Below are 21,502 nucleotides of genomic sequence, written 5' to 3' on the forward strand. Positions count from 1 at the left end.
CCGTGGCCGCGTGCAATTGCAGCACGCGCCACAGCGGCTCGTCGACGATCAACCTCGACGCCAGACGCCTTTGCCGCTCAAACGCGACCGGTCATGCGCCACGGTGAAATCCTGCTCCGGCCCCTTCGGCACCACGCCGGTCGGGTTGATGGTCTTGTGGCTGCCGTAATAGTGATGCTTGATGTGCTGGAAATCCACCGTCTCGGCGATGCCCGGCCACTGATACATCTCGCGCAGCCAGTTCGACAGGTTCGGGTAGTCGGCAATCCGCCGCAGGTTGCACTTGAAGTGCCCGTGGTACACGGCGTCAAAGCGAATCATCGTGGTGAACAGGCGCACATCGGCCTCGGTCAGGTATTCCCCGCTCAGGTAGCGATTGGCGCCCAGCAGTTGCTCCAGATGATCCAGTTCGGCGAATACTTCATCGAATGCCTGTTCGTAGGCCTGCTGGGACGTGGCGAACCCGGCACGATAGACACCGTTGTTCACCGCCGGATAGATACGCTCGTTCAGCGCATCGATTTCGTTGCGTAGCGGCGCCGGGTAAAAGTCCAGATCGTTACCAGTGATGCCGTCGAAGGCGCTGTTGAACATGCGGATGATTTCCGCCGATTCATTGCTGACGATGCGTTTGAGTTTCTTGTCCCACAGCACTGGCACTGTCACGCGACCGGTGTAATCAGGGGTGTCGGCGGTGTAGCGCTGGTGCATGAAATCGAAGCCGTCGAGCTTGTCGCCCGTCGAGCCTAGCGCTTTGTCGAAGGTCCAGCCGTTTTCCAGCATCAGCCAACTGACGACCGAAACGTCGATCAGACCTTCCAGCCCTTTGAGTTTGCGCAGGATCAGCGTGCGATGCGCCCAAGGGCAGGCAAGGGAAACATAAAGGTGATAGCGCCCGGCTTCGGCGGCGAAACCGCCATCGCCGCTAGGGCCTGCCTGACCATCGGCGGTCACCCAGTTGCGGCGTTGCGCTTGTTCGCGCTGGAACGCGCCGTCCTTGCTGCTTTCGTACCACTTGTCCTGCCAGTGGCCATCGACGAGTAAACCCATGATCAAGACTCCTGAAAACCAATATTCGTTGGAGTCGAGTCTATTCCGATGAGTTCGAACAAAAAGCGCAAAGATCGGGCGCTAATGATCGGTTAGATCGATGTGTTTCGTGCTGCCCAATACTGCTCGGCCGTGGCGAAGGCTTGCTCGCGATCTTGACCAAGGCCACGCAGGGCAAGGGCCATGGTCGCAATCAAGGCCATTTGCGGGTAACTGTCGACCACGTCGCCACGCCATACCGCTTTCAAGTGTTCGATGTCCAGCGCGGCCGGTTTGACGTGGCGCTGCGCTGACAGCTGTGGCCATTCTTCATCCCAGCTCTGACCGCCGCTGGTGCCATAGAGATGACTGGTGGCGTCCGGGTTGATCTCGATTTCACCGCCATCACCCTTGACCACAATCGCCGTATCGCCGAGCAAGCCGCTGGCATCGCGATGTACCGCCTGATAGCCCGGATGGAAAATGCTCTGCAGGCCACAACGTGCCCCGAGCGGATTGAGAATCCGCGCCAGCGAGTGGATGGGCGAACGCAGGCCCAGGGTGTTGCGCAGGTCGATCATCTTCTGCAACTGCGGCGCCCAGTCCACCAATGGCATAAAGGCCAGGCCGCCGTTGTCCAGCGCCGTGCCCACTTGCTGCCAGGTGCGGCACAGGGGAATGTTCAATTCGCCCAGCAATTGTTCGCTGTACAGGCGCCCGGCCGTGTGCGCGCCGCCGCCATGCATGAAGATGCGCACGCCGTTCTGCGCCAGGCACTTGGCTGCCAGCAGGTACCACGGCAGATGGCGTTTTTTGCCAGCGTAGGTCGGCCAGTCCAGGTCGACATTCAATGCCGGCGCCTGCAAGCGCTCGCGCAGGGCTTCGGTGAACCCGGCCATTTCCTCGGCGCTTTCTTCCTTGTGCCGCAGCAACATCAGGAAGGCACCGAGTTGCGTATCTTCGACCTTGTCGTCGAGCACCATGCCCATGGCCTCGCGGGCTTCCTCGCGCGTCAGGTCGCGGGCGCCGCGCTTGCCTTTGCCGAGAATGCGCACGAATTGTGCGAACGGATGTTCGGCAGGCGTTTCGAGGGTCAATGCTGGAAAGTCGTTCATAGGCAATTCGTCGGTTTGGGCAGGCCCGCCAGTTTCGCGGCGAGTTTGGCAGGGGTGCCTTTGAACAGTCGGTTCAGGTGCAGGCTATTGCCTTTGTCGGCGCCGAGTTTCAGCGCGGTGTACTTGATCAGCGGCCGCGTGGCCGGCGATAGCTGGAACTCGGCATAGAAACTGCGCAGCAGCTCGAGAACCTCCCAGTGTGCGGGGGTCAACTCGATGTCCTCGGCGGCGGCGAGGGCGCTGGCGACTTCGGCTGACCAGTCGCTGAGGTCAACGAGGAAGCCGTCCTTGTCCAGTTCGATGGCGCGGGCGCCGACGGTCAGGGAATTCATAGCCAGCTGTTGACCTTGGCGTGACGGATCGACAGCTCGACGAAGCCCGGGTAATCGATGGCTTCGGCCCAGTCCGGAATTTCGATCGCTCGCGCTTGTGCGTCTTCAATCAATACAAACAGCTTGATGGTTCGCTCTTGCAGAGCAGAAAACGCCACAGTGCCCGGTTGCAGCGCATACACCGCATCGCCGGATAACAACACGGCATCGGCGCTGCCGAGCAGGCGCAGGCAACTGCTCAGGCGATCGTCGCCGAACGGGGAGTGAGACAACACATGCAAAGTCGACATCAGAGGGTGATCACCTGATCGTAACGGTCAATAAGGGCGGTGATGTGTTCAGCGGCAAGCGGCTGCGCTTCTTCCAGCGACAGTTTGCCAAGACCGCGATTGCTGGCGCTTTCGGCGCAATAGAACAGCTCTTCGACACCAAACATCGGCAGCGCCTGCAGATTGGCGCTGAGGTCTTTCTGCTGCACGGCCTTGGCGTTCTGGCCGGCGGCCAGTTGCAGCACGCCGTCATCGAGAAACAGCAAACCGATCGGCAGATCAAAGGCGCCACCGGCGAGCACGATATCCAGCGCTTCCCGCGCGCCGGGGCCGGACCAAGGCGATTGGCGGCTGATGATCAATAGCGATTTGGCCATGTTCACGCGCCTCCGAAACAGATCAGGCGGTCAGCGTCCTGCACGGCGTCGTGCAATTGACCCAGACCGGACAACTCCCACGGCGCGCTCAGCGAAGTCGCTTGACGCTGGTAACGTTTGGCTTCTTCGTCGTTCAACACACCACGGCGCAACGCGGCGGCGATGCAGACCACGCCGTCGAGTTGCTCTTCATTGATAAAGGCGCGCCATAGCCTGGGCAAGTCCAGTTCATCCTGCGGCGTCACCAGCGCATCGGAAGCGTTGAACACGCCGTCCTGATAGAAGAACAGCCGGACGATCTCATGTCCGCCGGCCAGCGCGGCCTGGGCAAACAGCAGGGCACGACGCGAGGAGGGCGCATGGGCGGCGGAAAACAGCGCAATGGCGAACTTCATGATGGACTCGATCAGCGAAACTGCGGCCATGATAAAGCTTTATTGCGGCAGCCGCGAAACCCCAGTTTTACGCAGATTCCTTTGTAGGAGCTGCCGAAGGCTGCGATCTTTTGATCTTGAAGAGCAAAATCAAAAGATCGCAGCCTTCGGCAGCTCCATCGATTACGGGGTAATGCCGTAGAGATCGCAATACTCGACCCAGTCCATTCCGGCCATCTCCGCCACCTCCCGATGCACCTCCAGTCGTTGCGCCTGGTAGTCCTCGGGCGAGTCAGCGGTCAATTGCAGCGTCAGTTCCCAGGCAAATAATCCCTGGCTTTCCGCCTCGGCCTCGAACGCTTCATGCAGGCGTTCTTCGCGATACTGCGCCTGGGTTTCGCCCTTGGCCTGAGCCAGCAGCGGGTTGAGATGATCGAGGGTTTCACGCAGTTCGGGTCGCGCATCGAGAAACAGTGTCAGAGCCTGTTCATGTCGCTGGTCGCTAGGCGCCATGTAATTTCCTTGTGTGGCTGAAGATCTCAGGGTGCCGCAGCTGCTCGCGCGTGTCGCGCATAAAAACAGTAAAGCAGAACGATTTGCCACGTTGCAGTGCTACAGTCCGCTTTTTTCTCAATGAGCGAATGTAATGCGAATGCTGATGGTAGCGCTGGCGGCGGCCCTGTTGGCCGGGTGCGCCGGTTCGGTGATGAACGATGCTCGCACCAAGAGCCCGGACAAGGTCCTGACCTCGGACAAGCCCGAGAAAGACGTCGCCCGGTGCGTGCAATTTGCCTGGCAGGACGAAGCGGTGTTCGGCGTCGACGCGGCGGCCTATCTGGAACTACGCAAGTCCGGTGGCACTACGGTTTACACGCGTTCGGCAGAGTCGTTTGTCGATGTGATTACCGAAGCCTCGGGTACGACTTTGAATTACTACGCACAGCAGAGTGATTTTGTCGCGATGCGGCGGATGGCGGCGATGGCGACCTGCCTCTGATTGTGTGTCGAGGCGGCTCACGCTTTCGCGAGCAGGCTCGCTCCCACAGATTGAAATGCTTTCCAGTTTGGGAGCGAGCCTGCTCGCGCAAAAGGGCGACACAGTCAATCGATCAGCCGCTTCTGGAAAAAATGCCGCTTGTGCCCCAGCGGATAATCGACAATCTCGCCGCATTCGCTGTATCCGACCTTTCTGTAAAACTCCGGGGCCTGGAAAGAAAAGGTGTCGAGCCAAATGCCCACGCAATCTTGCTCCCGGGCAAAGTCCTCGGCCATGCGCATCAGCTTTGTGCCGATACCCTGACCACGGCCTTGCTCCGGGACCGCGAGCAATTCAATGAACAACCAGCGGTAGAACGTGTGGCCATACAGGCCACCGAGGATCTCGTCGTTTTCGTTACGCACCAGCAAGGCAATCGGCTCCCACGTGGATGGCCCGGCCTTGGCAACGTTGTGTGCACGCAAAGGCGCAAGAATCGCTGCGCGCTGTTCCTCGGTAGGGCTCTGCGTCAACTCGATACGCAAGTTCATGCATGACTTCCTTGTGTAATTGAACGCCCAGCCTAACCCGTCCGGGCAAGCGTCTCCAAGCCCATCGATCAAACAAGCGGAACCGCCAAACCAGCGCTGCGGTCTAGGCTTTTATCGCGTCTTTCCCTGAGCGCGATTGATGAGGACATCCCGTGAATATTTTTGAAGCCCTGCGCGAAAGCCACGAGCGCCAGCGCACTTATGCCAAAGCTCTGATCGCGACCAGCGGCGACAGCCCTGAGCGGGTCGAGGCTTACAAACAGCTGAAAGCCGAACTGCAAGCGCACGAAACCGCCGAAGAGCGGCACTTCTATATCCCGTTGATGGAAATTGACGAAGGCGTGGACCTGAGCCGCCACGCCATCGCCGAGCACCATGAAATGGACGAGATGATGGAAGAACTCGACGAGACCGAAATGTCCAGTCCGGCGTGGCTGGCCACGGCCAAGAAGCTTTCCGACAAGGTTCATCACCACCTCGAGGAAGAAGAGCACAAGTTCTTCCAAATGGCCGGCAAGCTGCTCGACGATAAACAGAAGGCGCAACTCGCCGGGCAGTACGAAAAGGAGTATCAGGCGCAACTGTCTGAATGACCAAAAGCGACTCGGCGTGTAGGTGTTCAGCTACACGTTGAGTGCGACGTGTCGACTTGAGCTGGTTATCCATCCAGTATTTTCGGGTTTTCTATTTTCTGCACAGTCGCATTGCGACAAAAGCGCCGATGGACAAAAAATTCACCTCCGTTAGCTTGAAGGCCTCTCCTCGGGAAGGAGGGTTCTCAAATCAACGGAGTGAAAAACATGAATCAGGCAACAGCACAAACCCAACTGAAACACGGTCGCGTCATCTCGCCAGCAAGTCGCGGCGCGGTCGCCATCGACCTCGGCTTGCTCGGCGCCTGGCAAGTCAATGAAATGGAAGGTGGCAAGAACTTTCCGGCCATGGAAGCCGGACCGTTTCCGTCACCCTTTGAAACAGACTCCGCCAGCGTCGCGCCGCCGGCCGACGGTTACATTCTCAGTGGCGGCAAGACCGATGCCCGCGATTGCGTGAACTACACCAATGACGAGATGAGCAATAAGCTCGGCCGTGCCTTCAGTTGGCCGCTGCTCAATGTCGATCCGGGGCAGATTCTCAAAGTCACATGGGCCTACACAGCGCCGCACACCACCCGTGGTTATCGCTGGCTGATCACCAAGGACGGTTGGGATCCACAGCAACGCATCAGCCGTGCGCAACTGGAAACTCAGCCTTTCTTCGAGGATTTCTACCCGCAAGTGCCGTATTACAGCCATGCCGGTGAACTGAAGGCGAAGGTCGATCACCAAGTGCAGCTGCCGGCGAACAAGAAGGGCCACCATGTCATTGTGCTGATGTGGATCGTTGCCAACACCGGCAACGCTTTCTACCAGGCCTTCGACGTCGACTTCCAGTAACAGCGGTGGCTGAACGAGCCCGGTAGCGCTGCCGGGCTTTTTTTGTCAGCGCAATTGTTCGACCATGGCCGTCCACTCATGAAGACAGGATCAGACGCGATGTCCAACACAGCCGAACGGGTCAACATCGTCGACACTCAGGTGTTGTCCCACGACTGGTATCTGCTGAAGAAAATCACCTTCGATTACCACCGCAACAATGGCGAGTGGCAACGTCAGACCCGCGAGGTCTACGACCGGGGAAATGGCGCGGCGATTTTGCTGTTCAACCGCGAGAAACGCACCGTGGTGTTGACCCGTCAGTTCCGCTTGCCGGTATTCGTCAATGGTCACGATGGGTTGCTGATCGAGGTGGCAGCAGGGTTGCTGGAGGGTGCCGCGCCTGAGCAGCGTATTCGTGACGAAGCCGAGGAGGAAACCGGTTACCGCGTGCATGACGTGAAGAAAGTATTCGAGGCGTTCATGAGCCCCGGTTCAGTGACCGAGAAGTTGCACTTTTTTATCGCTGAATACGATGCCGCCTCCAAGGTCAGCGACGGTGGCGGCCTGGAAGAGGAAACCGAAGAACTGGAAGTGCTCGAGTGGGGATTCGACGAGGCGCTGGCGGCGTTTCAGCGCGGCGAGATCTGCGATGCGAAGACCATCATGTTGTTGCAGTACGCAGCGATGAATAACCTGTTCGGCGCCTGAGTCAGAACAGCTCGCCTGTTTTGCCGAACGTTGACCATTGGCCGCCCTCAAGCATCAGTAACCGCTCTTTAGCCTCCAGCCCACCGGCGAAACCCGTCAGTTTTCCAGAAGCGCCGATCACTCGATGACACGGCGCAACAATGGATATCGGGTTGCGCCCGTTGGCGGCGCCGACCGCTCGAACCGCCGCCGGATGGCCGATCTGCAGCGCTATCTGGCTGTAGGTGCGCGTCTCGCCAAACGGAATAGTCAGCAGTGCCGCCCAGACTTTCTTCTGGAATTCGCTGCCGACAAATTCCAGCTCGACATCGAAGCGATTCCGCGTGCCGGCGAAATACTCTTCGAGTTGCCGCGCGGTCTGCATGAGGATCGGGTTGTCCGGCGCTTCGCTCATGGGTCCCAGCCGCACCCGGTTCGGTTTGTCGTTTTCCCAGAGGATGGCCGCGAGTCGGCTGCCGTTCGCGACCAGCTTCAACTCACCGACCGGCGAGGGCAGGGTGATGAACGTGTAAGACATGATGGCGACTCCAGAGCAGGGCAGTAACTCGGCCCAGCATACTGGGTGAACGGGGAGGCGCAATACGCAAAGCCGACCATACTGCTTGTTGCTTCTGAAGCGTTGCCCTGCGTTTGGCGCAGTCCCCAAAAACAAAAAGAGATCGACTCATGAAGTACGAACCTTTGGCCAGATCGCTCATTGCGACCTCCCTGGCGCTCAGCTGTCTCATGGCGCACGCGGCATCCGTGGCGCCGGTTGCGGCGGAAAACGGCATGGTGGTCACCGCGCAACATCTGGCGACCCATGTCGGCGTCGACGTTTTGAAAAACGGCGGCAATGCCGTGGATGCGGCAGTGGCCGTGGGCTATGCGCTGGCGGTGGTCTACCCGGCCGCGGGCAACCTTGGCGGTGGCGGGTTCATGACCATTCAACTGGCAGACGGGCGCAAGACCTTTCTCGATTTCCGTGAGAAAGCCCCGCTGGCGGCGACGGCGAACATGTATCTGGACAAGGACGGCAACGTCGTTCCGGACCTCAGCACGCGCGGCCACCTGGCTGTCGGCGTGCCGGGCACCGTGTCCGGCATGGAGCTGGCGCTGAGCAAATACGGCACCAAGCAGCGTAAGGACATGATTGCCCCGGCGATCAAACTGGCCGAAGACGGTTTCGAGTTGCAGCAGGGCGATGTCGAACTGCTGGAGTACGCCACCGATGTGTTCAAGAAGGACATGCGCGATTCCGGCTCGATCTTCCTCAGCAACGGCGAGCCGATGCAGGTCGGGCAGAAACTGGTGCAAAAGGATCTGGCGAAAACCTTGCGGACAATTTCCGACAAGGGCGCCGACGGCTTCTACAAAGGCTGGGTCGCCGATGCCATCGTCACTTCCAGTCAGGCCAACAAAGGCATCATCACCCAGGCTGACCTGGACAAATACAAGACTCGCGAATTGGCCCCGGTGGAGTGCGATTATCGCGGCTATCACGTCGTCTCCGCGCCACCGCCAAGCTCCGGTGGGGTGGTGATCTGCCAGATCATGAATATTCTCGAAGGCTACCCGATGAAAGACCTGGGCTTTCATTCCGCTCAGGGCATGCACTACCAGATCGAAGCGATGCGCCACGCGTACGTCGATCGCAACAGCTACCTTGGCGATCCGGACTTCGTGAAAAATCCGATCGAGCATCTGCTGGACAAGAACTACGCGACCAAACTGCGCAACGCCATCCAGCCGCAAAAGGCCGGCATCTCAGCTGAGCTCAAGCCCGGCGTCGCGCCCCACGAAGGCAGCAACACCACGCACTATTCGATCGTCGACAAGTGGGGCAATGCTGTTTCGGTGACTTACACCCTTAATGACTGGTTCGGCGCGGGCGTCATGGCGAGCAAGACCGGGGTGATCCTCAACGATGAGATGGACGATTTCACCTCCAAAGTCGGCGTGCCGAACATGTATGGGCTGGTTCAAGGCGAGGCCAACGCCATCGCTCCGGGCAAGGCACCGCTGTCGTCGATGAGTCCGACCATCGTCACCAAGGACGGCAAAGTGGTGATGGTGGTCGGCACGCCGGGTGGCAGCCGGATCATCACCGCAACCTTGCTGACCATGCTCAACGTCATCGATTACGGCATGGGCCTGCAGGAAGCGGTCGACGCGCCGCGCTTCCACCAGCAATGGATGCCGGAAGAAACCAACCTCGAAGACTTCGCCGCCAGCCCAGATACGAAAAAGATCCTGGAGAGCTGGGGCCACAAGTTTGCCGGCCCACAGGACCCCAACCACATCGCCGCGATTCTGGTGGGAGCGCCGTCACTGGGTGGCAAACCGATTGGCAAGAACCGCTTCTACGGCGCCAACGATCCACGGCGCAATACCGGCTTGTCATTGGGTTACTGAGCGGAGTAAAAGAGGGGCGGGCGCAGGTCCGCCCCATTCTCAAGGATTGATCAAGGAAGGCTCGACATGACCACCGCATTACTGATCATCGACGTCCAGCAGGCGCTGTGTGCTGGTGAATATCAGTGTTTTGAAATCGACCGTGTGATCACCACGATCAATGGTCTGAGCCAACGCGCCCGCGACGCTGGCGTTCCGGTAGTGTTGATTCAGCATGAAGAAAAGGACGGTCCATTCGTGCATGGGGCGGACGGTTGGCAACTGGCTAACGGTCTGCTGACTTCGACGAAAGACTTGCGCGTAGGCAAAACTACCGGGGACTCTTTCTACCAGACCGATCTCGGCAAGCTGCTGCCCAGCGAGGACTTCGAACGCCTGATCATCTGCGGCCTGCAAACCGATTACTGCGTCAACGCCACGGTGCGCAGTGCACATAAGCTGGGCTACGACGTTATCGTCGCGCAGGATGCGCATTCGACGGTCGACAACGGCCACATGAGCGCCGACGACATCATTGCCCAACACAACAAGGACTTCGCCGCCCTGACCAGTTCCGTGGCACGAATCGACATCAAACCGGCAGCTCAAATCACCTTCTGAACTTACACAAAACCCATGTGGGAGCGAGCCTGCTCGCGAAAGCGCTGTGACAGCCAACATCAAACCGACTGATATACCGCCTTCGCGAGCAGGCTCGCTCCCACAGGGATTTGGTCGGTCTCAACATCAGAGAGCACCGCAGTCGGAAACGACGCACTAGGTCTGGACGCGATTCGCCTCACGCAGTAACCGCTCGATCTGTGCCAGTTCCCACGTGCTGAGCAGACTCACCGGGTCCGTGCCATAACGCTGCCAAGTGTCCAGCGTCGCTTCATCCCCGGCGCAGTTGCGCGCGTAATCACAGTGATGCAAATGCCCCTCGGCGAAGTCCAGCAGCAGATGCCAACCCTCGATATCAACGGCAATCAGCCCGGACTCGGACATTACCTCGCAGACTTCGAACGCAAGCACGCCCAGCGCAGCTTCGCGCAGACGCTGACACACATCCCGGGCGGACAAAAACGCTGACATGCTGCGACTCGATTCGATGGACAAGCCTGCAAGGATAAGGCCCGCGCCACCCCATGTCAGCGTTTCACTGGCCCGAGGCCGAACAATTCCGTAACATTCGCCTCCCTCTTTTTTCGCGAAAACAGCAGCCGTGCCCAGCGGCCGCTCAGTCAGGTAAGCCATGAAACCGATTCGTCTGCGCGCCGATGTCCTCGCCGGACTCACCACCTCGTTCGCCCTGTTGCCCGAATGCATTGCTTTCGCGCTGGTGGCGCATCTCAATCCGCTGATGGGGCTGTACGGCGCGTTCATCATTTGTACGCTGACCGCATTGTTCGGCGGCCGACCAGGCATGGTCTCCGGCGCGGCGGGTTCGATGGCGGTGGTGATCGTCGCGCTGGTGGTGCAACACGGCGTGCAATATCTGCTGGCGACGGTGCTGCTCGGCGGTCTGATCATGATGGCGTTCGGGCTGCTACGCCTGGGCAAACTGGTGCGCATGGTGCCGCATCCGGTGATGCTCGGTTTCGTCAACGGCCTAGCGATCATCATTGCCCTGGCGCAACTGGAGCACTTCAAAAACGGCGAGCACTGGCTCAGCGGTACGCCGTTGTATCTGATGGCCGGGTTGGTGCTGCTGACCATGGCCATCGTTTACATCCTGCCGCGCCTGACCAAGGCGGTGCCGCCGGCCCTCGTGGCGATCCTCGGTGTCGGCTTGCTGGTCTACCTGTTCGGCCTGCCGACCCGCACGCTCGGCGACATGGCGCACATTGCTGGCGGTCTGCCGACCTTTGCCGTGCCGGACATTCCATGGAGCCTGGAAACGCTGCGCATCATCGCCCCGTACGCGATCCTGATGGCGATGGTCGGCCTGCTGGAAACCCTGCTGACGCTGAACCTGACCGACGAAATCACCGAGACCCGTGGCTATCCGGATCGCGAGTGCGTAGCGCTCGGCGCGGCGAACATGGTGTCCGGGGCGTTCGGTGGCATGGGTGGTTGCGCGATGATCGGCCAGACGGTAATCAACCTCAGCTCCGGCGGGCGCGGACGTTTGTCCGGCGTGGTCGCTGGCGTGTTGATCCTGTTGTTCATTCTGTTTCTGTCGCCGCTGATCGAGCGAATTCCGTTGGCCGCGCTGGTGGGTGTGATGTTCGTAGTGTCGCAGCAGACCTTTGCCTGGGCGTCCTTGCGGGTGATCAACAAGGTGCCGGCGCACGATGTGCTGGTGATCATCGCCGTGACCACCATCACCGTGTTCACTGATCTGGCCACGGCGGTGCTGTGCGGGATCATCATCGCCGCGCTCAATTTTGCCTGGCAGCAGGCGCGTGAACTGTACGCCGACGAACATCTGGAGGCCGATGGCAGCAAACTCTATCGCCTGCACGGCACGCTGTTCTTCGCCTCGACCACGCCGTTTCTCAATCAGTTCGATCCGGCCAACGATCCGGCCAGAGTCACTCTCGACTGCCGCCATCTGAGCTTTGTCGACTACTCGGCGATTGCCGCATTGAAAACCCTGCGTGAACGCTACGCCAAGGCTGGCAAGCATTTACAGGTGTTTCACCTGTCGGAACGCTGCAAGAAGTTACTCAAGCGCGCTGGCGTTGATCACGACTGACACCGCTGGCGTTGCGTCCTTGAGCCAGGTCTTGCCGAGAATCCGCGAGACCTGTTCGGCGGAGTAGGGCTTGGCGAGAAACTCGAAACCCTCGTAACCGCTGCGTGCCAGTTCTTCGCTGTAGCCGGAAGTCAGTATCACTGGCAGATCGGGGCGGCGCTGGCGCAGTTCTTTGGCCAGCGCGACGCCAGTGATGCCCGGCATGACCACGTCGGAGAACACCGCGTCGAATGCCATGGCATCGCTGCCGGCCAATTGCAGGGCTTCTTCGGCGTTGGTCGCCCACGCGGTTTCATAGCCCAGATCCTGCAGGATCTGATTGGCGAAACGGCCGACATCGAGATTGTCCTCGACGACCAGCACCCGGCGTTTTTCGCACGCCTGATGCACCTCGCCATCGTCCTTCGTGTCATCCACCTCAGCCTCGTCCGCCGGCACTTCCGGCAGATACAAGGTGAACTCGGTGCCTTGGCCGAGCACGCTGGAGACATCGACGTTACCTCCCGATTGCTTGGCGAAGCCGAACACCTGCGACAGCCCCAGCCCCGTGCCCTTGCCGACTGCTTTGGTGGTAAAGAACGGCTCGAAGATATGTTCGAGGGTGTGTGCATCGATGCCGGCACCGGTATCGGCCAGGGCAATCGACACGAAGTGGCTGCTCGAACCGGCGTGGCCGCGAATCGCCGGCAGTGGTTTGCGGCACTCCAGGCGCAATTTCAGCTCGCCCTGACCGTCCATTGCGTCGCGGGCGTTCAGGGCGATGTTGATCAGCGCGGTTTCGAACTGACTGAGGTCGACACGGATGTAGCAGGGGTGATCCGGGCGTTCAACGCATACGTGTATCTGTGCGCCAGTAACCGATTCGAGCATTTCGCCGATATTGGCCAGACGTTCGCCGGCATCGACCACTTGCGGATTGAGCGGCTGGCGGCGGGCGAAAGCGAGTAACTGGCTGGTCAGTTTCGAGGCACGCTCGACTGTGTCGGACACCGCACGCATATAGCGCTGACGGCGTTCTTCCGGCAGGTTGGGCTGGCGCAGAAAATCCACCGACGAGCGAATGATCGTCAGCAGATTGTTGAAGTCATGGGCAACGCCGCCGGTCAACTGGCCGATCGCTTCGAGCTTCTGCGACTGGCGCAACGCTGATTCGGCTTGAGCCAGACGCAGGCTGCGTTCCTCGACCCGCTGTTCCAGTGTGGCATTGAGTTCAGCGAGCGCCAGCAGGCCTTCGCGGACATTGGCGTCGGCACGCACGCGCTCGATATGCGCCCAGCAACGTTCGGTGACTTCGCTGAGCAGGGCCTGTTCGAAGCTGGACCAGATGCGCGGCACTTTGTCGTGAATGGCCATTAACGCGGTAAGGCGACCTTGCTTGATCAGCGGCACGCAAATGGTGGCGGTGATGCCTATGCCCTGGAAGGTCGCCGATTCCTCCGGCGGCAACTCGCTGCGGTTGTCGTGAATTACCAGCGGTTCACCGGCGCGTAGCAGACGCACTGCCTTCTCACCGAAATCGCGCAATTGATAATGGCCGACGATGCTCGGCGAACCCGGCGCCGCGTAATCGCCACGAATGGTGAAACCATCTTCGTCGGCATCCATGTCGGCGTAGGCGCAATTGGACAGACGTAGTTGCTCGACCATCAGCCGCGTGCTCGCCGCCAAAATCGATTGCGCATCCGTGGCGTTGGTTACCGCGTTGCCAATGGCATCGAGGACGGCCAGGCGTCGATTGAGATAAACGGTCTGGGTGGTTTCGGTGACGGTGTCGATCATGCCGACGACATTGCCGTGGGAGTCGCGAATCGGGCTGTAACAGAAAGTGAAGAACGCCTGCTCCGGGCCCTTGCCGCGTTCGATCTGTAGAGCAAAGTTTTCGATGTAGGTCGCCTGGCCGGCGTACGCCGCTTCGGCGATCGGGCTGATCTCGTGCCAGGCTTCCTTCCAGATATCGCTGAAAGGTCGTCCCAATGCTTGCGGCTTGTCGCCGAGAATCGGCACGAAGGCGTCGTTATAAAGGGTGATCAGTTGCGGACCCCAGACGATCGCCTGAGGGAAATGCGACGCGAGACTGAGCGAGACAGTGGTCTTGAGTACATCGGGCCAGTTTTCCAACGGGCCGAGGGGCGAATTCGCCCAGTCGTGACGGCGGATCTGCCCGGCCATCTCGCCTTTGTCTTGCAACCAGTCTGTCATGGGGTTCGTGTCTATCCGGGCACTTGTCTGAGAACAGAGACCTTCGCACAGGGTGTTTGGTTTCAGCGCACCAGACACTGTTTGCGCTGCGAATTATTCTGACGTACATCATGGCAGCAAAAAACAGCGATGGCGAAAAGAGCGTCTTTTCGCCACCGGTTTTATCTTCAGATCGTGAGCGACTGCTCAGGCCTCGACGGTCGGAAAATCAATGTCGGTCAGCGCAGTGTTGTTCAGGTAATTGGTCAATGTCTGCACCGCCACCAGGGCAATCACTTCGATGATCTTGCGGTCATCGATACCGGCAGCGCGGGCAGCCGCCAGTTGTTCGTCGCTCAAGTGACCACGGGTCTCGGTCAGTTGGCGGGCGAGGGCGGCGTAGGCATTCAGTTCGCCATGACGTGCCGCGACGATGTCCTGTGCAGAGAGCCCGGCCTTGTCAGCGAACACAGTGTGTGCGGACAGGCAGTAGTCGCAGCCGTTGACCTGCGAAGTGGCGAGGTAAATGGCTTCTTTTTCTTTGCCGCTCAACGAGGTTTTGCCGAGGATGGCCGAGGCTTGCAGGTAAGTGTCGAGGGCAACCGGTGCCTGGGCGAGGGTGGTGAAGACGTTGGGCAGGAAGCCGATTTTTTTCTTCACGCCTTCCAGTGCAGGACGGGTAGCATCGGTGGCGGTGTCGAGGCTGATTGCAGGGATGCGGCTCATGGTGATTCTCCGAAATTCCGCAGCGAAGTGCAGCGGCGATGGAGAGATCTTAGGGGCTGTCAGTAGCGCTTTGGCGGCAAGTCGTCGAGGATATGCGGCAGATCGTCCAGATATGCCTTCGGGAGTCAGCCATGGATCGCCTTTCCACATTACTTAGTCATTTCGGTGTGAACGCCGGGACCTTCCATAGCGGCGCGTTTTGCGGCGTGAGCGTTCACGAAGGCGAACCGGTCGGCCATGTGCATGTTCTGCAAGCCGGGGCGTTGCTGCTCAAACCAGGCAACGAGCGGGAAATTCGCCTGGAAGAGCCGTCGCTGATTTTCTTTCCCCGGCCGTTCACCCACCGGATGTCTGCCGACGAGGCCATGGCCAGCCAAGTGGTGTGCGCCTCGCTGACCTTCGACGGCGGTTCGGGCAATGCCCTGGCCGCCGCGTTGCCTGACTATCTGGTATTGAAACTCACCGACATCCCGGAACTGCGCAGCACCCTTGACTGGTTGTTCAGCGAGGCGTTTGAAGGCCATTGCGGGCGGGTGGCGGTGATGGATCGCCTGTTCGAATTGCTGGTGATTCTGCTGCTGCGCCATCTGATTGGCAGTCGCGATCAGCAGCCGGGCATGATGGCCGGGCTGGCTGACGCACGTTTATCCCGCGCCTTGAACCTGATTCACGAGCAACCGCACAAGCCGTGGAGTGTGGCCGATCTCGCGACTGCGGCGAACCAGTCCCGCGCCGGTTTCGCCGAGCAGTTCCGCCGCGTGGTCGGGCAGACGCCGGCCGATTATCTGCTGAGCTGGCGCGTCAGTCTTGCGCAGAAACGCCTGCGCGAAGGCCGGCCGATTGCACTGATTGCCGAGGAGGTTGGATACGAAAGTCCGTCGGCGCTCGCCCGGGCGTTTCGGCGCAAGACCGGGCTCAGTCCTCGGCAATGGAAAGCCGAACATTGAACATTACCTGGCAAATTTCTTCGCCCCTGCCACGCAAAGAATCACACCGAGCGTTACGCCGAGCATGCCGACACTGACCTGTTCATGCAGCAACGTCGCGGCCAGCGCCAGACCGAAAAACGGTTGCAGCAATTGCAACTGCCCGACCGCGGCGATCCCGCCCTGAGCGAGGCCTCGGTACCAGAACACGAAGCCGATCAGCATGCTGAACAACGACACGTAACCCAGGCACAGCCACGCCGACACGCTGATGTTGGCAAACGAGGCGGGCGCCAGCCACAGGCTCAGCAGCGCCACCAGCGGTAACGACAACACCAGCGCCCAGCAGATCACCTGCCAGCCGCCGAGGCTGCGTGACAGTTTCGCGCCTTCGGCGTAACCGAGGCCGCAGGCCAGAATCGCCGCGAGCATCAGCAGGTCCCCGGTCGGCGACGCGCTCAGCCCTTGAGACAAGGCGAAGCCCACCACCAGCGCACTGCCCAGGATGGAGAAGATCCAAAACACCGGTTGTGGCCGTTCCCCACCACGCAAGACTCCAAACATCGCCGTGGCCAGCGGGAGCAATCCTACAAACACAATCGAATGCGCTGACGTTACGTGCTGCAATGCCAACGCAGTCAACAGCGGAAATCCCAGAACCACGCCCAGCGCCACTATCAACAGGGACAGCCACTGATGGCGCGACGGTCGCCGCTGCTTGAACAACAGCAGAAGTGCTACGGCCAGTGCCCCGGCAATCGCTGCTCGCAACACGGTCAGAAAGACCGGATCGAATTCCAGCACCGCCAAGCGTGTGGCCGGCAGCGAACCGCTGAAAATCAGCACGCCGATAAAACCGTTGATCCAGCCGCTGGTTTTTTCCAGCACCGGGTTGGCCGCAGTCGATGTTGTGTGCATGTCGGTCGCGCTCAAAATGTGGATTGTGTTGCGGCGATGCTAGGGCTGAGAATCAGCACAATCAAAAAATTGTCATGGATACAGACCACATGCCGCGTTCCCGTTACAAGACCCTGGTTGACCGTTACGCGGCGGACATTCGTGGTGGACGTTTGGCGCCGGGTACGCGATTGCCAACGCATCGGCAACTGGCCGCGCTGGAAGGACTGGCGCTGGTGACCGCATCACGGGTTTACGCCGAGCTCGAAGCGATGGGCCTGGTCAGCGGCGAAGCCGGGCGTGGCACGTTTGTCCGGGAAACGTCGCTGGCGCCGGGGCAGGGCATCGATCAGAAAGACGTGGCGGTCGGCATGATCGACCTGAATTTCAACTATCCGTCGTTGCCCGGTCAGGCCGAGCTGTTGCGCACGGCGTTGCGCCAGTTGGCGTTGTCCGGTGATCTCGAAGCACTGCTGCGCTATCAACCCCACGCCGGACGTGCCCACGAACGCGCCTCGGTGGCGCGACATTTGTCGACACGCGGCGTGACGGTTGAAGCCGACCAGGTGCTGATCGTCAATGGCGCTCAGCAAGGTTTGGCGGTGACGCTGATGGCCCTGCTCAAACCTGGCGACGTGATCGCCGCCGATGCGCTGACCTACTCGGGATTCAAGGTACTGGCCGACGCGCTGCATCTGGAAGTGCTGGCGATTCCGATGACGCAACATGGCCCGGATTTGCCGGCACTGGACCGACTCTGCCGCCAGCGTGCGGTGCGCGCCGTGTACAGCATGCCGACACTGCATAATCCGCTGGGCTGGGTCATGCCACTGGAGCAGCGCGAGCAATTGATCGCGATTGCCCGTCGGCATGATCTGACGATCATTGAAGACGCGGCCTACGCGTTTCTGGTCAAGAGCCCGCCGCGAGCCTTGATCGATCTGGCGCCGGAACGGACGTTTTACATTTCGGGTCTGTCAAAAAACATCGCCACTGGTTTGCGGGTCGGCTTCATTGCGGCGCCACTCGCTCAGGTGCCTGGACTGGAGCGGATCATCCGCGCAACGACGTGGAACACGCCCGGGGTCATGACCGCCATCGCCTGCGGCTGGCTCGATGACGGTACAGTCACATTGCTTGAACAGCAGAAATGCCACGATGCCATGGCCCGACAGGCCTTGGCGGCCGAGTTGCTGAAAGGGCTGCGCTACATGGCTCATCCGGCCTCGTATTTTCTGTGGCTGCCGTTGCCCGAAGACGTGCGTGCCGATCAGATCGTTGTCGAGCTTATGCGGCAGCAGATTTCCGTCACCAGTGCAGAGCCGTTTTCGCTGGCGGCCAATACGCCCCATGCGATTCGTCTGGCTCTCGGGTCGGTGGACCTGCTGGTGTTGCGTCAGGCGTTGATCACTGTCAGGACGATTGTCGGTGCTTATCTGTAAACTGCGCTCACGCCATGAAAAGCCAGTTTGGACTGTTCAATGAAATTCACCACAACACTGCTTCTCGCCTTGATTTTCAGCGCCAGTGCTCAGGCTGAGGGCGATCCAGAGGCCGGGGCGAAAATTTTCCCGCGCCTGTGCGGCGGTTGCCATCAGGTTGGCGAGTCGGCCCGACCGGGCTTTGGTCCGCAGCTCAACGGCGTCATTGGCCGGGCGGCCGGGACTTCGGCCAATTATGTTTATTCCGATGCAATGAAGAATTCAGGGATTTCCTGGGATCGGGCGACGCTCAAGGCGTATCTCGAGGATCCGAAAGGGGTGGTGCCGGGCACGCGGATGATTTTCTGGGGGCTGAGTGATGAGGAGAAGTTGGAGAATCTGCTGGCTTATCTGCAGAAGTTCAGTGCCGAGCCCTAGTCGGGCGATGGTTTTTCGCGCCCAGCTGCGCTGCTTTGCTTTTCTGTGGGAGCGAGCCTGCTCGCGAAAGCGGTTCTCCAAACGACTCATATTTCCGGTTTTACCCAATCCCTGTGGGAGCTGGCTTGCCAGCGATGGCGGCCTGCGGGCCGACCTGTCTCTGGTTGATACACGCCGCTGTCAGCGGGCATGGAACGCCACCTGATTGCGCCCCGCAGCCTTCGCCTGATACAGCTGCTGATCGGCACGTTTGACCAGCGTCGTATGGTTGTTGTCTGCCGGATCTGCCAGGCCGAGGCCAATACTCACGGTAACGTTGCCGACACCGGGAAACTCCGCTTGGGCCACCGCCGCGCGAATCTTCTCGGCGACGACTTCCGGGGTCTCGGGTTGCGCCACTTCCGGTAGCAGTACGGCGAATTCTTCGCCGCCGTAACGGGCGACGAAATCGGTGCTGCGCACGCTGTCCTGAATCAGCTTTGCCAGTTGTTGCAGGACCTCGTCGCCGACCGCATGGCCGTGGCTGTCATTAATGCGTTTGAAGTAATCGGCGTCGATCAGCAGCAGGGCGAACGGGCGTCCGGTGCGCCGCGACAGCAGCGAGTACTCTGTGATTTTTTCGTCAAATCGGCGACGGTTGTAGACGCCGGTCAAGCCGTCGTGGGTGGCCAGACTCAGCAGCTCGGCATTGGCCTCGGTGAGCGCGGCGGTGCGTTGCGCCACGGTGGCTTCCAGCGAGGCGTTGGCTTCCTGCAGTTCGCGCTCCTTGCCGAGCAGCGATTGTGTCATCGCATCGATGGACTGTCCGAGCTGGGCAATTTCCAGCACCGGATGCTGGAGCTGGAACTGCGCGCCGGGCTGGTTGTTCTGCACCTGTTTGGCCGAGTGCGCGAGTTGTTCGATCGGGCGGCTCAGGTACAGCGCCAGGTAATAAGCCACCAGGCCGAAAACGATGGCGGCGAAAACGCCGAGGATCAGCAATTCATATTGCAGCGTCCGCGCCGGTTGCAGCGCGGTCTCCAGTGGCTGGCGGATGGCGATCGACCACGACAGCGCCGTGCCCGATGGCGTCGGCACGGTGACCATGCTGGTCAGGTAACCGTTGGCCGCCGTCCAGCCCGACAATACCGGATCGTTGGTCGCCAACTGTTGGCCCATCAGCGCTTCGGGGTAGAGCACCTTGCCATCGTGGTCGACGATCAGTGCCTGTATATCCGGCGCCGAGTTCTTGTGGGAAAACGCCGCCGACTCGACGATGCGGGTCACCCAGCTCCAGTGCGCATGTGCACCCAGCACGCCAATCACCTGACCTTCGGCGTTATGGATCGGTGCGGCGAAATCGATGAAGCGCAGCGGCTCGCCATTGGGCAGGCCAGGCAACAATTTTGCCAGCAGTACCGCTTCGTGGGGATCGCCGGTGTACTGGCGGCGCAAGCCAGTCTGGAACCACGGGCGTTTTTGAACTGACTGGCCGACCAGCAAATCGTTGACGGCCTGGCGGACGTTGCCCTCGGCGTCGGTGACGCCCATCCACGCATATTCGGCGCGCGCCTGGGTACGCAATTGCATCGACTTGAGAATGACTGGATTGTCCAGATCGCCACGCTCCAGATGCGGCGCGCGACTTAGCAGATAGACCTCCAGTTGCCGCTCGCGCAGTTGCTCACCCAACAACGTCGCCGTCGAGCGCGCCGTGTTCAGCAAGGCATTGCCGCTGGCCTGCTTCATCTGTTCGGTGGCGATGTGACCGACATAAAAGCCGACGCTCAATAACGTCAGCAGGGACAAACCGCCGAACCACAGGGTGAGATGGCTACGCAGACTGGCTTTGAACATGGAGGCGGGTGTCTGTCTTTATTGAAGTGGCGCCATGGTATGCGACATCGCCGACGGCGGGCCAGCGAACGGGCTCAAGTAAATGCAAAGAAGATTGATGCTAATGAGCCATCATTTTGGTTAGAATGCGCGCCGCCCGAGAGACGGATCCCGGGCGTTCCCCCATGGAGTTTTACTGTGAAATACCTCAGCAAAGTAGTCGCCGCCGCACTGTTCGGTGTGGTTCTGGCAGGTTGCACCGGCGCCCCGATGAAAACCGCCCATTACGACAGCAACCAATACACCGTGGTTGGCCACAGCGAAGCATCGGCCACCGGCCTGCTGCTGTTTGGCATTATCCCGATCCGCCAGAACAGCCGATTTGTGCGCGCGCAAAACGCGGCCATCCAAGCCAAGGGCGGCGATGCAATGATCAACACGCAGGTTCAGGAAAACTGGTTCTGGGCCTGGGTCCTGACCGGTTACACCACCACCATCTCCGGTGACGTGGTCAAGCTGAAAACCGCGCAATAAGCGTCGGCTGAATGCAAAAAAGCCCGGCTGATCAGGCCGGGCTTTTTCATGGGTGCTGCGGTGATGGGATTGATTCATGCGACACGGCGTTCGATCAGACGATCCGAACCACCCTCGGCAACACGGCGTTCGATCAGACGATCCGAACCACCTTCGGCAACACGGCGTTCGATCAGACGATCCGAACCACCTTCGGCAACACGGCGTTCGATCAGACGATCCGAACCACCTTCGGCAACACGGCGTTCGATCAGACGATCCGAACCACCTTCGGCAACACGGCGTTCGATCAGACGATCCGAACCACCTTCGGCAACACGGCGTTCGATCAGACGATCCGAACCACC

25 protein-coding genes and 1 pseudogene are annotated in these 21,502 nt (G+C 60.1%); 11 read left to right on the top strand and 15 right to left on the bottom strand.

What is annotated here, in order from left to right; translation table 11 throughout:
* Positions 1–48: 48 nt before the first annotated feature.
* The 7 genes from AC4IHP_RS26325 to AC4IHP_RS26355 form a co-directional block, all read right to left on the bottom strand.
* Positions 49–1,050 carry a glutathione S-transferase family protein gene (locus tag AC4IHP_RS26325; RefSeq protein ID WP_490833129.1) on the bottom strand — a complete coding sequence of 334 codons (1,002 nt, stop codon included), beginning with the start codon at positions 1,048–1,050 and terminating at the stop codon, positions 49–51.
* Positions 1,051–1,142: 92 nt separating this feature from the next.
* A complete protein-coding gene (locus AC4IHP_RS26330) occupies positions 1,143–2,144 on the bottom strand; it encodes a glycosyl transferase family protein (protein WP_460118316.1) in 1,002 nt (333 codons plus the stop codon).
* Positions 2,141–2,476, bottom strand: coding sequence for a TusE/DsrC/DsvC family sulfur relay protein (locus AC4IHP_RS26335; protein WP_434768511.1), 336 nt, complete (start codon positions 2,474–2,476; stop codon positions 2,141–2,143). Before AC4IHP_RS26335 ends, AC4IHP_RS26330 begins: the two co-directional genes overlap by 4 nt.
* A complete protein-coding gene (gene tusB, locus AC4IHP_RS26340; protein ID WP_490833130.1) occupies positions 2,473–2,766 on the bottom strand; it encodes a sulfurtransferase complex subunit TusB in 294 nt (97 codons plus the stop codon). Before tusB ends, AC4IHP_RS26335 begins: the two co-directional genes overlap by 4 nt.
* Positions 2,766–3,122, bottom strand: a complete 357-nt coding sequence (gene tusC, locus AC4IHP_RS26345) for a sulfurtransferase complex subunit TusC (RefSeq protein ID WP_460118324.1) — start codon at positions 3,120–3,122, stop codon at positions 2,766–2,768. Before tusC ends, tusB begins: the two co-directional genes overlap by 1 nt.
* Positions 3,123–3,124: 2 nt before the next feature.
* A complete protein-coding gene (gene tusD, locus AC4IHP_RS26350; protein ID WP_490833131.1) occupies positions 3,125–3,517 on the bottom strand; it encodes a sulfurtransferase complex subunit TusD in 393 nt (130 codons plus the stop codon).
* A gap of 162 nt (positions 3,518–3,679) precedes the next feature.
* On the bottom strand, positions 3,680–4,009 hold the full coding sequence (locus AC4IHP_RS26355) for a DUF6388 family protein (protein ID WP_490833132.1): 330 nt from the start codon (positions 4,007–4,009) through the stop codon (positions 3,680–3,682).
* A gap of 133 nt (positions 4,010–4,142) precedes the next feature.
* Here AC4IHP_RS26355 and AC4IHP_RS26360 point away from each other — a divergent pair, with 133 nt between their 5' ends.
* Positions 4,143–4,493, top strand: coding sequence for a hypothetical protein (locus AC4IHP_RS26360; protein ID WP_490833133.1), 351 nt, complete (start codon positions 4,143–4,145; stop codon positions 4,491–4,493).
* Between the two features lie 104 nt (positions 4,494–4,597).
* Here AC4IHP_RS26360 and AC4IHP_RS26365 read toward each other — a convergent pair whose 3' ends face one another.
* Complete coding sequence (locus AC4IHP_RS26365; RefSeq protein ID WP_490833134.1) at positions 4,598–5,023, bottom strand: GNAT family N-acetyltransferase; 426 nt, start codon at positions 5,021–5,023, stop codon at positions 4,598–4,600.
* A gap of 152 nt (positions 5,024–5,175) precedes the next feature.
* Here AC4IHP_RS26365 and AC4IHP_RS26370 point away from each other — a divergent pair, with 152 nt between their 5' ends.
* The 3 genes from AC4IHP_RS26370 to AC4IHP_RS26380 all read left to right on the top strand — a co-directional run bounded on the left by AC4IHP_RS26370 (position 5,176) and on the right by AC4IHP_RS26380 (position 7,149).
* The gene (locus tag AC4IHP_RS26370) at positions 5,176–5,616 is read left to right on the top strand and encodes a hemerythrin domain-containing protein (protein ID WP_490833135.1); all 441 of its coding nucleotides are present in this window, start codon (positions 5,176–5,178) and stop codon (positions 5,614–5,616) included.
* 207 nt (positions 5,617–5,823) lie between these two features.
* Positions 5,824–6,459, top strand: coding sequence for a lytic polysaccharide monooxygenase auxiliary activity family 9 protein (locus tag AC4IHP_RS26375; protein WP_490833136.1), 636 nt, complete (start codon positions 5,824–5,826; stop codon positions 6,457–6,459).
* 99 nt (positions 6,460–6,558) lie between these two features.
* Positions 6,559–7,149, top strand: coding sequence for an NUDIX domain-containing protein (locus AC4IHP_RS26380; RefSeq protein WP_490833137.1), 591 nt, complete (start codon positions 6,559–6,561; stop codon positions 7,147–7,149).
* 1 nt (position 7,150) lies between these two features.
* On the opposite strand, the gene AC4IHP_RS26385 is transcribed toward AC4IHP_RS26380, so the two are convergent.
* On the bottom strand, positions 7,151–7,666 hold the full coding sequence (locus AC4IHP_RS26385) for a methylated-DNA--[protein]-cysteine S-methyltransferase (RefSeq protein WP_490833138.1): 516 nt from the start codon (positions 7,664–7,666) through the stop codon (positions 7,151–7,153).
* Between the two features lie 149 nt (positions 7,667–7,815).
* Here AC4IHP_RS26385 and ggt point away from each other — a divergent pair, with 149 nt between their 5' ends.
* A complete protein-coding gene (gene ggt, locus AC4IHP_RS26390) occupies positions 7,816–9,543 on the top strand; it encodes a gamma-glutamyltransferase (protein WP_490833139.1) in 1,728 nt (575 codons plus the stop codon).
* 66 nt (positions 9,544–9,609) lie between these two features.
* The gene (locus tag AC4IHP_RS26395; protein WP_490833140.1) at positions 9,610–10,143 is read left to right on the top strand and encodes a cysteine hydrolase family protein; all 534 of its coding nucleotides are present in this window, start codon (positions 9,610–9,612) and stop codon (positions 10,141–10,143) included.
* A 156-nt stretch (positions 10,144–10,299) separates the two neighbouring features.
* On the opposite strand, the gene AC4IHP_RS26400 is transcribed toward AC4IHP_RS26395, so the two are convergent.
* Positions 10,300–10,614: a DUF7693 family protein gene (locus AC4IHP_RS26400; RefSeq protein ID WP_460118343.1), complete on the bottom strand. Its 315-nt coding sequence runs from the start codon at positions 10,612–10,614 to the stop codon at positions 10,300–10,302.
* Between the two features lie 160 nt (positions 10,615–10,774).
* Here AC4IHP_RS26400 and AC4IHP_RS26405 point away from each other — a divergent pair, with 160 nt between their 5' ends.
* On the top strand, positions 10,775–12,220 hold the full coding sequence (locus tag AC4IHP_RS26405; RefSeq protein WP_460118345.1) for a SulP family inorganic anion transporter: 1,446 nt from the start codon (positions 10,775–10,777) through the stop codon (positions 12,218–12,220).
* Here AC4IHP_RS26405 and AC4IHP_RS26410 read toward each other — a convergent pair.
* Both AC4IHP_RS26410 and AC4IHP_RS26415 read right to left on the bottom strand, forming a co-directional pair.
* On the bottom strand, positions 12,188–14,419 hold the full coding sequence (locus AC4IHP_RS26410; RefSeq protein ID WP_460118347.1) for an ATP-binding protein: 2,232 nt from the start codon (positions 14,417–14,419) through the stop codon (positions 12,188–12,190). The genes AC4IHP_RS26405 and AC4IHP_RS26410 overlap by 33 nt on opposite strands.
* 186 nt (positions 14,420–14,605) lie before the next feature.
* Positions 14,606–15,124, bottom strand: coding sequence for a carboxymuconolactone decarboxylase family protein (locus AC4IHP_RS26415; protein ID WP_490833141.1), 519 nt, complete (start codon positions 15,122–15,124; stop codon positions 14,606–14,608).
* Positions 15,125–15,255: 131 nt separating this feature from the next.
* Here AC4IHP_RS26415 and AC4IHP_RS26420 point away from each other — a divergent pair, with 131 nt between their 5' ends.
* On the top strand, positions 15,256–16,071 hold the full coding sequence (locus AC4IHP_RS26420) for a cupin domain-containing protein (RefSeq protein WP_490833142.1): 816 nt from the start codon (positions 15,256–15,258) through the stop codon (positions 16,069–16,071).
* Positions 16,072–16,074: 3 nt separating this feature from the next.
* Here AC4IHP_RS26420 and AC4IHP_RS26425 read toward each other — a convergent pair whose 3' ends face one another.
* Positions 16,075–16,968, bottom strand: a complete 894-nt coding sequence (locus AC4IHP_RS26425) for a DMT family transporter (RefSeq protein WP_490833143.1) — start codon at positions 16,966–16,968, stop codon at positions 16,075–16,077.
* Positions 16,969–17,057: 89 nt separating this feature from the next.
* Here AC4IHP_RS26425 and AC4IHP_RS26430 point away from each other — a divergent pair, with 89 nt between their 5' ends.
* Positions 17,058–18,389: an aminotransferase-like domain-containing protein gene (locus AC4IHP_RS26430; protein WP_490833144.1), complete on the top strand. Its 1,332-nt coding sequence runs from the start codon at positions 17,058–17,060 to the stop codon at positions 18,387–18,389.
* Between the two features lie 39 nt (positions 18,390–18,428).
* Entirely contained in the window at positions 18,429–18,806 is a 378-nt protein-coding gene (locus tag AC4IHP_RS26435; protein ID WP_460118357.1) for a c-type cytochrome, read from the top strand.
* A 180-nt stretch (positions 18,807–18,986) separates the two neighbouring features.
* Here AC4IHP_RS26435 and AC4IHP_RS26440 read toward each other — a convergent pair whose 3' ends face one another.
* Positions 18,987–20,642: a sensor domain-containing diguanylate cyclase gene (locus AC4IHP_RS26440; RefSeq protein WP_490833145.1), complete on the bottom strand. Its 1,656-nt coding sequence runs from the start codon at positions 20,640–20,642 to the stop codon at positions 18,987–18,989.
* A gap of 177 nt (positions 20,643–20,819) precedes the next feature.
* Here AC4IHP_RS26440 and AC4IHP_RS26445 point away from each other — a divergent pair, with 177 nt between their 5' ends.
* Positions 20,820–21,155, top strand: a complete 336-nt coding sequence (locus tag AC4IHP_RS26445) for a hypothetical protein (RefSeq protein ID WP_024013386.1) — start codon at positions 20,820–20,822, stop codon at positions 21,153–21,155.
* A gap of 74 nt (positions 21,156–21,229) precedes the next feature.
* On the opposite strand, the pseudogene AC4IHP_RS26450 reads toward AC4IHP_RS26445, so the two are convergent.
* A pseudogene (locus AC4IHP_RS26450) lies at positions 21,230–21,502 on the bottom strand (phage infection protein); the annotation flags it as partial.

The sequence above is a fragment of the Pseudomonas sp. UF-293 genome, from assembly GCF_058245595.1.

What these genes read in the sequence shown, in the direction of transcription:
- AC4IHP_RS26325 (WP_490833129.1), bottom strand. Translation starts at nt 1,050, where the DNA reads ATGGGTTTACTCGTCGATGGCCACTGGCAGGACAAGTGGTACGAAAGC.
- AC4IHP_RS26330 (WP_460118316.1), bottom strand. Translation starts at nt 2,144, where the DNA reads ATGAACGACTTTCCAGCATTGACCCTCGAAACGCCTGCCGAACATCCG.
- AC4IHP_RS26335 (WP_434768511.1), bottom strand. Translation starts at nt 2,476, where the DNA reads ATGAATTCCCTGACCGTCGGCGCCCGCGCCATCGAACTGGACAAGGAC.
- tusB (WP_490833130.1), bottom strand. Translation starts at nt 2,766, where the DNA reads ATGTCGACTTTGCATGTGTTGTCTCACTCCCCGTTCGGCGACGATCGC.
- tusC (WP_460118324.1), bottom strand. Translation starts at nt 3,122, where the DNA reads ATGGCCAAATCGCTATTGATCATCAGCCGCCAATCGCCTTGGTCCGGC.
- tusD (WP_490833131.1), bottom strand. Translation starts at nt 3,517, where the DNA reads ATGAAGTTCGCCATTGCGCTGTTTTCCGCCGCCCATGCGCCCTCCTCG.
- AC4IHP_RS26355 (WP_490833132.1), bottom strand. Translation starts at nt 4,009, where the DNA reads ATGGCGCCTAGCGACCAGCGACATGAACAGGCTCTGACACTGTTTCTC.
- AC4IHP_RS26360 (WP_490833133.1), top strand. Translation starts at nt 4,143, where the DNA reads ATGCGAATGCTGATGGTAGCGCTGGCGGCGGCCCTGTTGGCCGGGTGC.
- AC4IHP_RS26365 (WP_490833134.1), bottom strand. Translation starts at nt 5,023, where the DNA reads ATGAACTTGCGTATCGAGTTGACGCAGAGCCCTACCGAGGAACAGCGC.
- AC4IHP_RS26375 (WP_490833136.1), top strand. Translation starts at nt 5,824, where the DNA reads ATGAATCAGGCAACAGCACAAACCCAACTGAAACACGGTCGCGTCATC.
- AC4IHP_RS26380 (WP_490833137.1), top strand. Translation starts at nt 6,559, where the DNA reads ATGTCCAACACAGCCGAACGGGTCAACATCGTCGACACTCAGGTGTTG.
- AC4IHP_RS26385 (WP_490833138.1), bottom strand. Translation starts at nt 7,666, where the DNA reads ATGTCTTACACGTTCATCACCCTGCCCTCGCCGGTCGGTGAGTTGAAG.
- ggt (WP_490833139.1), top strand. Translation starts at nt 7,816, where the DNA reads ATGAAGTACGAACCTTTGGCCAGATCGCTCATTGCGACCTCCCTGGCG.
- AC4IHP_RS26395 (WP_490833140.1), top strand. Translation starts at nt 9,610, where the DNA reads ATGACCACCGCATTACTGATCATCGACGTCCAGCAGGCGCTGTGTGCT.
- AC4IHP_RS26400 (WP_460118343.1), bottom strand. Translation starts at nt 10,614, where the DNA reads ATGTCAGCGTTTTTGTCCGCCCGGGATGTGTGTCAGCGTCTGCGCGAA.
- AC4IHP_RS26405 (WP_460118345.1), top strand. Translation starts at nt 10,775, where the DNA reads ATGAAACCGATTCGTCTGCGCGCCGATGTCCTCGCCGGACTCACCACC.
- AC4IHP_RS26410 (WP_460118347.1), bottom strand. Translation starts at nt 14,419, where the DNA reads ATGACAGACTGGTTGCAAGACAAAGGCGAGATGGCCGGGCAGATCCGC.
- AC4IHP_RS26415 (WP_490833141.1), bottom strand. Translation starts at nt 15,124, where the DNA reads ATGAGCCGCATCCCTGCAATCAGCCTCGACACCGCCACCGATGCTACC.
- AC4IHP_RS26420 (WP_490833142.1), top strand. Translation starts at nt 15,256, where the DNA reads ATGGATCGCCTTTCCACATTACTTAGTCATTTCGGTGTGAACGCCGGG.
- AC4IHP_RS26425 (WP_490833143.1), bottom strand. Translation starts at nt 16,968, where the DNA reads ATGCACACAACATCGACTGCGGCCAACCCGGTGCTGGAAAAAACCAGC.
- AC4IHP_RS26430 (WP_490833144.1), top strand. Translation starts at nt 17,058, where the DNA reads ATGCCGCGTTCCCGTTACAAGACCCTGGTTGACCGTTACGCGGCGGAC.
- AC4IHP_RS26435 (WP_460118357.1), top strand. Translation starts at nt 18,429, where the DNA reads ATGAAATTCACCACAACACTGCTTCTCGCCTTGATTTTCAGCGCCAGT.
- AC4IHP_RS26440 (WP_490833145.1), bottom strand. Translation starts at nt 20,642, where the DNA reads ATGTTCAAAGCCAGTCTGCGTAGCCATCTCACCCTGTGGTTCGGCGGT.